Raw genomic sequence first — 14,027 nt, forward strand, 5'->3', positions numbered from 1 at the left:
GAACTGGATGGGTTATCAGGAAACCAGCGATAATGTCTGTTGTTTCCCGGCCTGCACCTGTGCCAACCATTCGGCAACGCGCTGTTTCTGCGCATCGTCCAGAGCCATACCTAACTTGGTACGACGCCAAATCGCATCATCTAGTTCTACAACCCATTCTTTTTCAACCAGATAGCGTAATTCTGCTTCGTACAAACCATGGCCGAAATGTTCACCCAAGCTTTCGATACTGGTCGCTTCTGCCAAAATTATCTCGCTATGGCTACCATAAGTACGGGTATAGCGGCGGGCCAGCCCTTCAGGTAACCAGTTATAGCGATGGCGCAACTGAACAGTATAGTTATCACGGCTGCCGCCAATATCACCACCCGGCAATGCGCCAGTCTTGGTCCATGCTGGGCCGACATTCTGATAGTAGCCAGACAGTTTTTCCAGCGCGTGTTCTGCCAGTTTGCGATAGGTGGTCAGTTTGCCGCCAAATACAGAAAGCAGTGGTGCTTTACCGTCTTCATCGGCTACATCCAACGTGTAGTCGCGGGTAACAGCTTGCGGTGAATCTGATTCGTCGTCACATAGCGGACGTACACCAGAGTAGGTCCACACGATATCGTCGCGACCCAACTGTTTTTTAAAGTGATCGTTATACACTTTCAGCAGGTAATCGATCTCTTGTGAGTCGATCTTCACCTCTTTCGGATCGCCGTGGTACTCCACGTCAGTAGTGCCGATGATGGAATATTCATCCAACCACGGAATGACGAAAACAATACGATGGTCTTCGTTTTGCAGAATATAGGCTTGTGGCTGATTATGAACCCGTGGCACGACGATATGGCTGCCTTTAATCAAGCGGATGCCATAAGGCGATTTCAGCTTCAGGCCGTCGTCGAAGAATTGCTTAACCCATGGTCCGGTCGCATTTACCAAGCCTTTGGCACGCCAGGTAAAGGTTTTGCCGGTATTCACATCAATGGCTTCAACCATCCATAGACCTTGTTCACGCCAGGCACGGGTTACTTTGGTACGGGTGCGGACTTCACCACCGCGCTCGACCACTTCTTGGGCATTCAGCACCACCAGGCGAGCATCATCGACCCAGCAGTCAGAATATTCGAAACCGCGCACCAATTCTGGTTTCAATACCGATTCTGGTCCAAAACGCAACCCTTTACTGGCAGGCAGACTGGTACGTTTGCCCAAGTGATCGTACAGGAACAAACCAGTGCGGATCATCCAGGCTGGGCGCAGGTGGGGTTGATGCGGCAGACGAAAACGCATTGGGAATGCGATATGCGGTGCCAGTTTCAATAATACTTCACGTTCGGCCAGTGCTTCACTTACCAGACGGAATTCATAGTGTTCCAGATAGCGCAGGCCACCGTGGATAAGTTTGGAGCTGGCGGAAGACGTAGCACAGGCCAAGTCTTGCGCTTCCAGCAGCAGAACGGACAGGCCACGCCCTGCCGCATCCGCAGCGATACCGGCACCATTAATGCCGCCACCGATCACGATCAAGTCTTTGGTTTCCATGCTTCCTCTCTCCAGATGTTCGAAACAGCTCTTTAATGTTCGTTTTCGCTCATGATTGTAATCAAAAACCAACAAACAAGCCAAGAGTTAACCAAAAAAAAACATTCCCCCGTGATGGAGGTAACAGTTTTGTTATCAAAATGTGGGGAAAGTTTGGATTTGGATTTGGATTTGGATTTGGATTTGGATTTGGATTTGGATTTGGATTTGGATTTGGTGATTAGGTTTGGTTGTTCGGTGTTCTGTGGTCCGATTCGGTTGTTAGAGCACTTGAGTTGACTTAACAACCGCACCGGATCACCAAAACTAAAATTTAACGACTAACACAACTCCAATTGAACCTGATGCTGCTCAATAATCTTCATCACACTGGGAGGAGGCATCTGATCGGTAAACAGATAATCAATCAAATTCATATTCCCCAAATTCACCATTGCGTTACGACCAAACTTCGAGTGGTCGGTTACCAGCATCACACAACGGGAGTTCTCGATAATTGCTCGCTTGGTGCGCACTTCATGGTAATCAAACTCTAATAGTGAGCCGTCCATATCAATACCACTGATACCAAGGATGCCGTAATCAAGACGGAACTGAGAAATGAAATCCAGTGTGGCCTCACCAATAATCCCACCATCGCGGGTGCGAACTTCACCACCAGCCAGAATCAGCCGGAAATCCTCTTTAGCCGTCAGCAAGGTAGCAACGTTAAGATTATTGGTCACCACCCGCAGCCCCTTATGGTTCATCAGCGCGTGGGCGACAGCTTCTGGCGTGGTACCTATATCGATAAACAGTGTTGCACCATCGGGGATCTGGCTGGCAACACGCTGTGCAATACGGGCCTTTTCTTCCGACCACATCACTTTACGATCGTTATAGGCGGCGTTAACTGAGCTGGAAGGGAGTGCTGCACCACCATGATGACGATGAATTTTGTTTTGGTCAGCCAAATCATTCAAATCACGCCGGATGGTTTGCGGGCTAACGGCAAAATGTTCTACTAACTCTTCAGTGCTGACGTAGCCTTGTTGGCGTACCAATTCAATAATCGCATCATGCCGCTGCGTTTGCTTCACTATAATCCCCTAATGCGCCTGGTTGCTCAGGCAGTTATTGTGTGGTTCTTTCGCTGTTGCGCGTATCCCAAAATGCCATTAATAACCCAATAATCAAACCTGAAACGTGAGCCGCATTGGCAATCGACAAACCTAAAACATCGAAATAACCGGCAATCAGCCAGAGGACAGAAAAAGCCATTAAACCTCGGGGCAACGAGATACCGCGCTCGGGTGCGCGCTCGCCGGTCAGCCAGACATAACCCATTAAGGCATACACCACACCAGACAGACCACCAAAATTCACACCGCTAAATAGCGATTGCCCCCAGCCACTGAACAGGGCAGATACCACAGTTAATACCAGCAATTTACCGGTGCCAAGCCGTTTTTCCATTTGTCCTGCCAGATACCACCACCACATCAGGTTAAATAAGATATGCAGTAGCGAAAAGTGTAAAAAGCCATGGCTGACCCAGCGCCAGAGTTGTAGATATTGGCTCTCGTCGCGGGGCCAGGCAAGCCATGACATAACGGCCGCATCGCCGACAATTTGCATCAGAATATAGATGGCGATGCACAGTACCATGACACTCAATGTCAGTGGGCCGGCCTGACTGCGCAGCGTCTGCAGGTAGGAAAAGCGCTGATAGGATAAATTTGAGTGTAAATTACCCGATTGCCAACTTGCGGCCTGATAGCGTGGATTGAGGGGATCGAGCAAAAACTGTTCCAGCTCCTGCTGCACCAAGGGCAATTGCTCATCATCGGCAAGCCAGATCTCTGCACCCTGAGTATCAGGCCGAACTTCCAGTACCACATTGCGAGTGGCCATATAATCCACAAAGGCCTGTGCCAGACGCGGATTAGAGATTGCTATTACACGAATCATATTGCCCATTACCGTCTATACCTTTTGTATTTGAGGCCGCAGGGTTGTGAGCTGCCTACCTGCAACGCCAATGATTTTGAGTATAGATATTATGAATGTGATTAAAGTGCTTAAAAATATCACAATCTGGTCGGTTGTGGCGAATGACAAGCTACAAACGGGTAACAAAGTCAGACATTTTCACGAATGATTTCTTGTGGATAGCTTTTGGCCCATGCCTCAAAACCACCATCAATGCTGTAAACCGCCTCAAAGCCCTGCTGGAGCAAATACTGCGCCGCCCCTTTGCTGCTATTGCCGTGGTAGCACATCACCATGACGGGCTGTTCAAAATCTGTTTGCTGCATAAAGGTATGCAGGCTGCTATTGGTCAAATGGAACGCGATGGGTGCATGGCCCGCTTCATAACTCTGTGGATCGCGGATATCGACCAATACGGCGGTATTCTCTTTCAGGCGGCTATGAGCCTGCTCAACACTGATTGTTTCAAACTGTTCCATCTTGCTCTACCTTACAAAAATGCATTTAGAGAGAAAATGCCAAAACACGATTATAATCATTTTTTAGCTGATAAATACCAGACTAACTGTAATGTTATTTTTGTCTCTGATTCCAATTTAATATGTTGTTTTTTTATAGAATTAATAAATTAAATCTATCGTTATTAATATAGGGCGCATGGTTGGTTTAAAATAAAGGCATTATCTATGCTTAACCGCTTATCAAGTGCATAATATCAATCTCAGGCTACTATTTATAATGATAATATTAAGGTGGAGAAAAGGAATGCCAGTTTGAATGCTAATCCGACATTAAAGTCATTGCTGGAATTCGTTAAATATTTCAATGAAGTGGGAATTTTACAGTAAAAACGAAATGAAAAAATTATATAGGCTATATAGTTGTACTTAACTTGTCTTTTCAATCAGTAGGATTGTTGCTTCAATCCCCCAAAGATATTAAAGAGCTAACAGTTATAGCCGATAATATTATTAATATAAAAATATTATCGCCAAAGACCACTGACTGCAATAACATTGGTTTAATGTAAATTGCAGTACAGTGGTAACTTATTGCCATAACAATAAAAATAATCAAACATAACCCATCATCTGTAATAAACGCTGTGCCTGTTGTACGGCTTCCTGGCGGTGAGCAACCCCCAGTTTTTGATATAAATTACGGATATGGGTTTTAATCGTAGTGGCCGCCACTTCCAGCTCACCGGCGATCTGTTCATTACTGTAGCCGGAGTAAATCAGCCCCAATACCTGCCATTCGCGCTGGGTTAGCGGGCTGGTACGGATCAGTTCTGGTACTTGCGGGTGAGTTAGCAGTTTATCGACAAATATCTCATCAAAATGGGCGAATTTATGCCGATGGTGCTGGTTAATATCCTTCAGTATTCGCTGAGCACGATGCTGTTCCAATTCCGGTAACGCGTTAAGTTGAATCAGTTGGCGCAACTGCTGTGCCATAGCTTCACCTTCAATCACGAAATGGCTGATAAAACCGGTGCGGTTAGCCAATGACAGTGATTCAATCAGCGCTTTCTGGGCCTCACTTTTACGTTCGGTTTGCCAATAAAGGATATTACTTAACAACAGATTACGGTTGAGGTCACTGGTTAAACGAAGGCGGCGGGCATTTTCGTTCAGTTCGTCCAATACCACTTCGGCTTCATTAAACCGCCCTAGCATGATCTGTATCCGCGCGATATTACGCCACTGCCCCTGTAAAAAGTGATTATCCGCCATCCCCGGTTTTTCTGCCTGGCGCAGCCAACTTGCGGCGGCGACTTTATCCCCGGTCATCTGCCAGTGAATAACCCGTGGCTTATCGGCATTGGTTATCCAGTCGAGATGATATTGGCTGCCGTGTTGCAGGGCCTCACAACGCTGAATATACATATTGGCGTTATCCAGATCACCACGCGCCAGTGAGCATTTTGCCAGCATCGCCAAACACTGCAATTGCTGTTGGGGTTGGTAATTGACCAGAATCTCAATGCCTTTGCGTGCCGCTTCTTCCGCTTCATCCAGCCGTGACCACGACCATAAAATTTGGGAGCGAATACGCAGCAGGAATTCATGCAACGGCAACTGCTCAAGATGTTGTTCATGAATTAAATCAAAGGCTTTATCTTGCGTTTCATAAGCGGCTTGCAAGAAACCTTGTGCAATCAGGATTTCGCTCTGTTGTAGCAATGCCCATAAGGCATAGTGATAGGCTTCGTGGCGACGTGCCATTTGCTCGGTTTGCTGCATCATGGGCAGCGCACGGCTTAGCTCCCCTTTACAATGATGAACTTCACCAGTTACGGAGGTTGCCACAATACGGCTATAAAAGTTCGCCATCGGCAGATATTTCAGCGCATCAGTTGCCAGTTTTTCGGCTTCATCTGGCTTACCATCATTGATAGCCACCTGAGCACGCAGGGCATCAAATTCAGCGCGTAAAATCTCATCAACAGGGATTTTGCGTTCTTGCATTGCCGATTCAGCGCGCTCGAGCAAGGTATTCACCTCACCATAACGGTGTTGGCTTTGCGCCAGCCAGGCTTGTAGCAGTGCCAGTTCTGGATTCTGCACCAATAAAGAGTAAGGCAGGGCGACTAGACATTGTTCCAGCAGCGCCAACTCACTGTGGTTAAACAGAGTCCAGGCATGTTGCAGCAAGATATCACGTAACATGCCAACATCACCTGCGGCCAATGCATGGTGGATTGCTTCAGCCGGGTAGCCCAACGCCATCCAACCTTCAGCGGCTGCGTGATGCAATTCCGGTAACTCCAACGCCAATTCCCACTGGCAGCGCTGGCGCAAGAAGGTGGCAAATAGCGGGTGGAAGCAGAACCATTCACCACTGTCATCCATACGATGAATAAATAACCCTTGGCGCTCCAACTCTTCCAGCCGTTGCTGACCGTTATCTTCCCCAGTCAGGCGCACAATCAGGGCATCATTCATGGAACGTAATACTGAGCAACGCAGCAGAAAAACGCGGGAATTGCTATCCACCTGATCTAATACTTCATCCACCAGATAGTCTGACAAATGGCTGGCATTTAACCCTGCCAGGCGTTTTGCCGATTTTTGCGCGGATGAGTTTGGCTGACGCGATGACAGTGCTATCAGTTGCAGCGCGGTAGCCCAGCCTTCAACTTCATCACACAAGCGGCTGCTATCACCTTGTTCCAGTGGCACTGACAGGCGGCAATCAAAAAATTGCTGTGCTTCCTGATGATTAAATGCCAGTTGCTGCATGCCTAATTCCAGCAACTGATCACGCACCCGCAGGTTAGCAATTCCCAGCGGTGGCAAGGTGCGGGATAGCAGGATCAGCGTCATATTTTCCGGCTGGTGACGCAGAAAGAAGCGCACAGCTTCATGAACAGCGTCATTGGTAATCAGATGATAGTCATCGATGACCAGATAAAGCGGGCCGTCCCAATCGGACAACTCGATAAATAATTGAGCAAACAGCGCTGAAAGGCTGGCGTATTGATGCTTTTGGCTGAGCGCTTCACTTTTACTGCAATGGCCGCCAGTCGCCAACTGTACCGCAGCAATCAGATAAGAGGCGAAACGCTCTGGTTGATTGTCACTTTCATCCAGTGAATACCACCCGAGATTGGATTGGTCGGCAGCCCATTGGGCGATCAACGTGGTCTTACCATAACCGGCTGGGCAATTGATCAAAGTCAGGCGATAGTTTGCTACACCTGATAACTTAACCAATAGACGGTCGCGTATCACGGTATTTTGCAGCCGTACCGGGCGGCTCAGTTTTGAGGGGATCAGCATGCTGTGTCCGGTTTAACCAATATCCGGTGAGAAGACGTCCTGGCGAGTGATATGTCCATTTGTAATGAAATGTTACAGGCATTCATAAGAGTAATTATTTTTAGCCTCGTAATTAATCAGCACTGCTAAGGTCTGATAACGGCCATGTTATTGCAATAGAGTTAATGTTTCATATGGCTGTAAGTTGCACCGGATCACAATTTTAGCTACGCCCTGCGACTCATCCCCAGCTAATCCCCCGGCAGGATGATGCCCTTGTCAGTTCTCATTGGCAGGATAAGGGTAAAATTACCCCACTCACAGGATAGAGACCCCCTATGTCACAGCCTACGCTTAAAAAGGACGATTTCCTGGCCGCACTGACCCGCCAGTGGCAGCGCTTTGGCCTAACCTCCGCTCAGCAAATGACTCAACACCAATGGTGGGAAGCTGTCAGCGCGGCGTTAGCCGAACAATTGGCGGCTCAGCCTGCACCAGGTAAAACCCAAAAAGTCCAACGGCATGTTAACTACATTTCAATGGAGTTTTTGATTGGTCGTTTAACGGCAAACAACCTGATTAATCTGGGTTGGTATGACCAAGTGGAGGCGTTGCTGGCCGAGCAGCAAATTAACCTGTGTGATTTGCTGGAGCAGGAGACTGACCCTGCATTGGGTAATGGCGGTCTTGGGCGTTTGGCGGCCTGTTTCCTTGATTCGATGGCAACCGTTGAGCAACCCGCCACCGGTTATGGTCTGAATTATCAATATGGTCTGTTCCGTCAATCTTTCAGTGAATGTAAACAACAGGAAGCCCCGGACAACTGGCAGCGCGAGAGTTATCCGTGGTTTCGCCATAATGCGGCGTTGGCGGTTGATGTCGGCTTTGCTGGCAAGTTAGAAAAACTCGCTGATGGCCGCCAGGTGTGGCGTCCGGCCTTCACCTTGCGCGGTGAAGCTTGGGATTTACCGGTGCTGGGTTTTCGCAATGGTGTAACACAGCCGTTGCGCCTGTGGCAGGCTACTCATCAACATCCATTTGATTTAACTAATTTTAATGATGGGAAGTTCCTGCTGGCAGAACAAAATGGCGTTGAAGCAGAAAAACTGACCAAAGTATTGTATCCAAACGATAACCATCTGGCCGGCAAACGTCTGCGCCTGATGCAGCAATACTTCCAATGCGCCTGCTCGGTGGCGGATATTTTACGTAAGCATCATCTGGCTGGTCGTAAACTGGCTGAATTGCCTGACTATGAAGTTATTCAACTGAATGATACCCACCCGACTATCGCTATTCCTGAAATGCTGCGAGTACTGCTGGATGAGCATCAGCTAAGCTGGGATGCGGCGTGGGCGATCACCAGTAAAACCTTCGCCTATACCAACCACACGTTGATGCCTGAAGCACTTGAATGTTGGGATGAAAAATTGGTGCGTAGTTTGTTGCCACGCCATTTTGTCATCATCAAGCAGATCAATGCGCAGTTTAAAAAGGTGGTGGATAAGCAATGGCCTGGGGATGAAGCGGTGTGGGCCAAGCTGGCGGTTCATCATAATAAGCAAGTGAGAATGGCCAATCTGTGTGTGGTCAGCGGCTTTGCCGTCAACGGCGTAGCGCAACTGCATTCTGATCTGGTTATCAAAGACTTATTCCCTGAATACTATCAATTATGGCCAAATAAATTCCATAATGTTACTAATGGTATTACGCCACGCCGTTGGTTGAAGCAATGTAATCCGGCATTATCTGGCCTGATTGATGAAACGCTGAAAGTGGAATGGGCGAATAATCTGGATGCATTAGCTGGGCTTGAGTCTTATGCCGAAGATAAGGCTTTTAGGGGCCGTTATCAGCAGATCAAATATGACAACAAAGTTAAGTTAGCTGAATACGTTAAGCGAACTATGGGGTTGGTGATTAATCCAGACGCCATCTTCGATGTGCAGATTAAGCGGTTGCATGAATATAAGCGTCAGCATTTGAATCTGTTACATATTCTGTCGCTCTACCGCCAGATCCGTGACAACCCGAATCTGGATATTGCGCCGCGGGTGTTCTTGTTTGGTGCCAAAGCTGCACCTGGTTATTATTTAGCTAAGAATATTATTTATGCAATCAATCAGGCCGCCGATAAGATCAACAATGATCCGATCGTCAAAGATCGCCTAAAAGTGGTCTTTATCCCCGATTATCGGGTTTCAGTCGCGGAATTGATGATTCCTGCGGCGGATGTATCGGAGCAGATTTCAACTGCCGGTAAAGAAGCCTCTGGTACTGGCAACATGAAACTGGCACTGAATGGTGCATTGACTGTGGGCACTCTCGATGGGGCTAACGTTGAGATTGCCGAGCAGGTGGGTGACGAGAATATCTTTATTTTCGGTAACACCGTGGAGCAGGTAAAAGCCATTTTGGCGAAAGGCTATAAGCCGCAGAAGTATCTTAAAGCTGACTCGCACCTGAAAAGCATTCTGGATGAGCTGGCCAGTGGTGCGTTCAGCCAAGGTGATAAGCACGCATTTGACATGATGTTGCATAGCCTGTTGGAAGGGGGTGACCCTTATCTGGTATTGGCTGATTTTGCCTCATACTGTCAGGCACAGAAGCAAATTGATGCCCTGTACCGCGATAAGGATGAATGGACCCGCCGTACCATTCTTAACACTGCCCGGGTAGGGATGTTCAGTTCTGACCGTTCAATTCGTGATTACCAATCACGGATTTGGCAAGCCAAACGTTAAGGAGAAGACTGCATGGATCGTAAATCGCTCGATCAAGCAGCGACACTGGCAGGGATAGCCGCCAGCTACATTAATGCTCATGGTAAGCCGCAGGCTATTTTGCCGGAAACCAAGCAGCAGTTGTTGGCGGCCATGGGGCGCACTCAGGTGCCTCAGGACACCTCGACAGAAAATACACCACTACCGGTGGTGAAAGTATTTACTTTTGGTAGCCCAATGCAGCTACCAATGGCGGGTTCAGGCGATTATCACTGGCAATTGCAGACAGAAAAAGGTGAGTTGCACCAGGGGCGTATCAGTGCAAAAAAGACGCTGACATTGCCATCTTCTCTGCCGCAGGGTTATCACCGTTTGATTCTCGAACAAGGGTTACAGCAGTGGCAGTGTTCAATTATTGTGGCACCGAAACGTTGCTATGAGCCAGATGCGTTGCTGGCAGGGAAAAAGTTGTGGGGCGCTTGTGTACAGCTCTATACCCTGCGTTCCGAACGCAACTGGGGGATTGGTGATTTTGGTGATCTCAGCCAAATGTTGGAACAGGTGGGCGAGCGTGGTGGTGCCTTTATCGGTTTGAATCCAATTCATGCGCTGTATCCGGCTAACCCACAGAGTGCTAGCCCCTATAGCCCCTCTTCAAGACGCTGGTTGAATGTGGTTTATATCGACGTGAACCGCGTGGATGAGTTTCAGCACAGTGAAGCGGCGCAGCTCTGGTGGCATCAACCAGCAACGCAACAGACGCTGGCTGAAATTCGGGCTAATGAGTGGGTTGATTATCCGCAAGTTATGCAACTGAAATTGATGGCGCTGCGTTTGGCCTTCCCGTTGTTTACTGCTCGTAAAGTAAAAGATGCGCGGATGCAGGCGTTCCACCAGTTTGTGGAACAAGGCGGTCGTAGTCTGCATCAACAAGCAGCTTTTGATGCGCTACATGCTCATTTAAGTGCGCAAGACCCAATGATGTGGGGCTGGCCGGTGTGGCCAGAAAAATATCGTGATGGGCACAGCAGTGCTGTAGCTGATTTTTGCCGCGAATACGCGAGTGATGTGACCTTCTATCTATGGTTACAGTGGTTGGCCGCCACTCAGTTTGATAACTGTTTTCGCAACAGCCAGACACGAAAAATGCCGATTGGTTTGTACCGTGATTTAGCTGTTGGTGTGGCTGAAGGTGGCGCTGAAACCTGGTGTGACCGCGAGTTATATTGTCTGAAAGCTTCAGTAGGGGCTCCGCCTGATATTTTAGGGCCGCTGGGCCAGAACTGGGGGTTGCCACCAATGGACCCGCACGTCATGGTTGCGCGTGCCTACCAGCCTTTTATCGATTTGCTGCGCGCTAATATGACCAGTTGTGGTGCTCTGCGTATTGATCATGTGATGGCCTTATTGCGTCTGTGGTGGATTCCCTACGGGCAGACTGCCGCCCAGGGGGCTTATGTTAAATATCCGGTCGATGATCTATTGGCGATATTGGCGCTGGAAAGTCAGCGTCATCACTGCATGGTGATTGGCGAGGATTTAGGCACGGTACCGGTAGAGATTGTGGCTAAGCTGCGTGACAGCGGGGTGTATTCCTATAAGGTGCTCTATTTTGAGCATGACAGTGAGAATACCTTCCGTGCGCCACAATCTTATCCGGCACAGGCGATGGCCACCATTACGACCCATGACTTGCCGACCTTACGGGGCTATTGGCAAAGTGACGATCTGACGTTGGGGAATAAGCTGGGGTTATATCCAGACCAACAGATATTGAAGCAGCTTTATCTTGATCGGGAACGGGCCAAGCAAGGATTATTGGAAGGGTTACATCACTATGACTGTGTGCCAAAGAAGGTAGGCCATAAAGCGTCACTCCTCTCGATGAGCCCAGTCCTTAACCGGGGATTACAGCGTTATGTTGCTGACAGCGCCAGCGCATTACTGGGTTTGCAACCGGAAGATTGGTTAGATATGGCGACACCGGTAAACATCCCCGGAACCAGTGAGGAATATCCGAACTGGCGGCGTAAATTGACCTCGACCTTGGAAGAGATGTTTGCTGACAGTCAGGTTAATCGTTTATTGAAGGATTTGGATAAGCGGCGCAAGAATGTGTCGGCGGGATGATAAGGGAGGGAATCTCTCAGTAGGCTGCCAATAAAGTGCTCGTGGCGGAGAGAACAGGCAGATCGTAAAGACTCCATCAATACGTCGATGTAGGCTCGTGCCGCGCCATCCCTGGCGCGGACGCTTTACTCTTCTACCTATCCTCGCCGCTCCAGATTGAGTCATCTGGTTTTGTCAGCATTAAGAACAATATTATTCATTGGTGTTACAGCAAGGCAGCAAGCGAACAAATCCCGATGAGCTGACATCAGTCAGTGATTCGGGTGAGCGAGCGAAGCTAACACCGCTGTAGCACCAAGGACGCAGGACAATTAGTAATAGCAATGCTCAATTATTAGCCAAAGTTATTGGTGTTACAGCAAGGCAGCAAGCGAACACCGCTGTAGCACTAAGGACGCAGGACAATTAGTAATAGCAATGCTCAATTATTAGCCAAAGTTATTAGCCAAAGTCATTGGTGTTACAGCAAGGCAGCCAGCGAACAAATCCCGATGAGCTGACATCAGTCAGTGATTCGGGTGGGAGAGCGAAGCTAACACCGCTGTAGCGCCAAGGACGCAGGATAATTAGTAATAGGAATGCTCGCCGCGCTGATGCTCGGTCAAATCCCTCACGCCTTTCAATTCTGGGAATTTCTGCAACAGCTCTTTTTCGATGCCTTCTTTCAATGTGACATCAACCATAGAGCACCCGTTACAGCCACCGCCGAATTGCAGGATAGCCAATGCATCTGGTGTGATCTCCATCAATGTTACACGGCCACCATGCCCGGCCAGTTGCGGGTTAATCTGCGATTGCAGAACATATTCAACCCGCTCCATCAATGGTGCAGTATCATCAACTTTACGCATTTTGGCATTAGGCGCTTTCAGGGTAAGTTGAGAGCCTAGTTGGTCAGTGACGAAATCGATTTCAGCGTCGTCCAAATAAGGCTTGCTCATTTCATCAACATAGGCAGATAACTGCTCAAATTTCAGTACAGTATCTGTTGCTTCGACCGCATCCGGTGGGCAGTAAGACACGCCGCATTCAGCGGTGGGTGTTCCGGGGTTGATAACAAATACCCGGATTTGGGTGCCTTCTTCTTGATTTGCCAACAGTTTGGCAAAATGAGATTGTGCTGCGTCTGTTATTGTGATCATGGCATCTGCTCAATAGTTGACTATTCTTGTCGGTTATAATACGCCCATTGCTAGGGTGACTACAAGGTTCGGCAGATACACCACACCTGTAATGAGGCAATCCCCTCGGACCAGAGTAGATCGGCAATCTCATTCAGTGTACTGCCCGTTGTTACGACATCATCCAGCAGAGCAATATGTTGGCCGCGAAGAGACTGTGTACAACGAAATATCCCCCGCATATTTTTACGTCGCGCGGTAGCTTTCAATCGCTGCTGCGGTGGTGTAGCCCGTACTCGCTGTAACGTCATATTACTGTAGTGGCAGCCAAGCCAGTGTGCCAATGGCCGTGCTAACAGGTCTGTTTGGTTATAGCCGCGCCGCCAACAGCGCCTGCGGTGTAAAGGCACACTAATGATTCTTTCTGGCCTGATAACCTTACCCTGACGGTAGGCATCAAGCCAGCGTAACAATAATAAACGGGCCAGTACCGGAGCCAACGGTGTGACGCCGTTAAATTTGAACTTTTTTATCAGCCCGTTCAAGGGCGGAATATAATCACTGACAAAGGTCATACTCGCCCAGCGGGGTGGTGCGTTAAGGCAGCGGCCACAAGGTAATGCCGGGTTAGTGCAGGGCAAGCCGCAGCGAGGGCAACAGGGCGGTAATTTAGGTAAATGCTGGTTGCAATAACAACAAATGCCATGCCTGGGATGATATAACCGCTGCCGGCATAGCCAACACTGGCTGACGATTGTTAGCATGTTTATCTTCCTTGATAAGTGATG

The 14,027-nt window shown here is 48.6% G+C and carries 9 protein-coding genes; 2 read left to right on the forward strand and 7 right to left on the reverse strand.

Annotated elements, in window-relative coordinates:
• Positions 1-15 precede the first annotated feature (15 nt).
• From glpD to malT, 5 genes are all read right to left on the reverse strand, one after another.
• Positions 16-1,530 carry a glycerol-3-phosphate dehydrogenase gene (gene glpD / locus Q2T72_RS00860; protein ID WP_372568487.1) on the reverse strand — a complete coding sequence of 505 codons (1,515 nt, stop codon included), beginning with the start codon at positions 1,528-1,530 and terminating at the stop codon, positions 16-18.
• 320 nt (positions 1,531-1,850) lie between these two features.
• Positions 1,851-2,609, reverse strand: a complete 759-nt coding sequence (locus Q2T72_RS00865) for a DeoR/GlpR family transcriptional regulator (RefSeq protein ID WP_083161259.1) — start codon at positions 2,607-2,609, stop codon at positions 1,851-1,853.
• A 34-nt stretch (positions 2,610-2,643) separates the two neighbouring features.
• Complete coding sequence (glpG, locus tag Q2T72_RS00870) at positions 2,644-3,480, reverse strand: rhomboid family intramembrane serine protease GlpG (RefSeq protein WP_372569838.1); 837 nt, start codon at positions 3,478-3,480, stop codon at positions 2,644-2,646.
• Between the two features lie 170 nt (positions 3,481-3,650).
• A complete protein-coding gene (gene glpE / locus Q2T72_RS00875; RefSeq protein ID WP_083161257.1) occupies positions 3,651-3,980 on the reverse strand; it encodes a thiosulfate sulfurtransferase GlpE in 330 nt (109 codons plus the stop codon).
• 594 nt (positions 3,981-4,574) lie between these two features.
• Positions 4,575-7,286 (reverse strand): HTH-type transcriptional regulator MalT, encoded by a 2,712-nt coding sequence (malT, locus tag Q2T72_RS00880; protein ID WP_083161255.1) that lies wholly within the window; start codon positions 7,284-7,286, stop codon positions 4,575-4,577.
• Positions 7,287-7,603: 317 nt separating this feature from the next.
• Here malT and malP point away from each other — a divergent pair, with 317 nt between their 5' ends.
• Positions 7,604-10,009, forward strand: a complete 2,406-nt coding sequence (malP, locus tag Q2T72_RS00885) for a maltodextrin phosphorylase (RefSeq protein WP_372568488.1) — start codon at positions 7,604-7,606, stop codon at positions 10,007-10,009.
• 12 nt (positions 10,010-10,021) lie between these two features.
• Positions 10,022-12,118: a 4-alpha-glucanotransferase gene (gene malQ / locus Q2T72_RS00890; protein WP_372568489.1), complete on the forward strand. Its 2,097-nt coding sequence runs from the start codon at positions 10,022-10,024 to the stop codon at positions 12,116-12,118.
• A 566-nt stretch (positions 12,119-12,684) separates the two neighbouring features.
• Here malQ and nfuA read toward each other — a convergent pair.
• Together nfuA and gntX are read right to left on the reverse strand one after the other, a co-directional pair.
• Positions 12,685-13,260, reverse strand: a complete 576-nt coding sequence (gene nfuA / locus Q2T72_RS00895; RefSeq protein WP_083161247.1) for a Fe-S biogenesis protein NfuA — start codon at positions 13,258-13,260, stop codon at positions 12,685-12,687.
• Positions 13,261-13,319: 59 nt separating this feature from the next.
• Positions 13,320-14,003: a DNA utilization protein GntX gene (gntX, locus tag Q2T72_RS00900; protein ID WP_083161245.1), complete on the reverse strand. Its 684-nt coding sequence runs from the start codon at positions 14,001-14,003 to the stop codon at positions 13,320-13,322.
• Between the last annotated feature and the right edge of the window lie 24 nt (positions 14,004-14,027).

Origin of the sequence: Yersinia sp. 2466 StPb PI (genome assembly GCF_041538325.1) — a bacterium.
In the GTDB taxonomy this organism is placed as follows: domain Bacteria; phylum Pseudomonadota; class Gammaproteobacteria; order Enterobacterales; family Enterobacteriaceae; genus Yersinia; species Yersinia enterocolitica_E.

Bases quoted from the DNA above. Each gene is read 5' to 3' on its own strand.
- gntX (WP_083161245.1), bottom strand. From the start codon at position 14,003: ATGCTAACAATCGTCAGCCAGTGTTGGCTATGCCGGCAGCGGTTATAT.
- glpE (WP_083161257.1), bottom strand. From the start codon at position 3,980: ATGGAACAGTTTGAAACAATCAGTGTTGAGCAGGCTCATAGCCGCCTG.
- malQ (WP_372568489.1), top strand. From the start codon at position 10,022: ATGGATCGTAAATCGCTCGATCAAGCAGCGACACTGGCAGGGATAGCC.
- glpD (WP_372568487.1), bottom strand. From the start codon at position 1,530: ATGGAAACCAAAGACTTGATCGTGATCGGTGGCGGCATTAATGGTGCC.
- malP (WP_372568488.1), top strand. From the start codon at position 7,604: ATGTCACAGCCTACGCTTAAAAAGGACGATTTCCTGGCCGCACTGACC.
- nfuA (WP_083161247.1), bottom strand. From the start codon at position 13,260: ATGATCACAATAACAGACGCAGCACAATCTCATTTTGCCAAACTGTTG.
- malT (WP_083161255.1), bottom strand. From the start codon at position 7,286: ATGCTGATCCCCTCAAAACTGAGCCGCCCGGTACGGCTGCAAAATACC.
- glpG (WP_372569838.1), bottom strand. From the start codon at position 3,480: ATGATTCGTGTAATAGCAATCTCTAATCCGCGTCTGGCACAGGCCTTT.